This window comes from Enterobacter cloacae complex sp. P16RS2, from assembly GCF_014982155.1.
GTDB classification, from domain to species: Bacteria; Pseudomonadota; Gammaproteobacteria; order Enterobacterales; family Enterobacteriaceae; genus Enterobacter; species Enterobacter cloacae_M.
This window is the reverse complement of record NZ_JADCKW010000111.1, coordinates 1-443: the sequence shown is the minus strand read 5'-3', so window position 1 is coordinate 443 and position 443 is coordinate 1. Positions and strand designations below refer to the sequence as shown.

Below are 443 nucleotides of genomic sequence, written 5' to 3'. Positions count from 1 at the left end.
GATGATATACATATTATATTTCGTGAGCCTTTTTATGGTTTACGCTTTTTTAACCCATAGGAAGCAGGCGCTTTTTGTTTCTATTTTTTTCACATTTTCCTTTATCGCTTTAACTTATCCGTCAGGTAATGACTGGATAGGTTATTTCATTAACTATGATTGTCAGGTTAATGATGTATGTCAACCCGGTTTTGTTTTGTTCGAACCTGGTTATAATTTTATTGTAACAACTATAGGATTACTAGGGTTTCAGGCGATAATAATATTTATTGCGTTTATAAATGTATTGCTGATATATCAATACGCAAAATATTTTGACCACGGGTGCTTTGTTGTAATATCCATTATGTGTTTGTTTATGTGGAGTATTTACATAGAGGCTATTAGGCAAGCGCTTGCAATGTCCATTGTAATGTATTCGGTCCGAAAATTAATTTGCCGGG

At 33.4% G+C, this 443-nt stretch carries 1 protein-coding gene; it reads left to right on the top strand.

Annotation, left to right across the window (positions count from 1 at the left end):
• Positions 1–34: 34 nt before the first annotated feature.
• The coding region (locus INF68_RS23105; protein WP_305046024.1) for an EpsG family protein at positions 35–443 on the top strand (409 nt) is incomplete at its 3' end.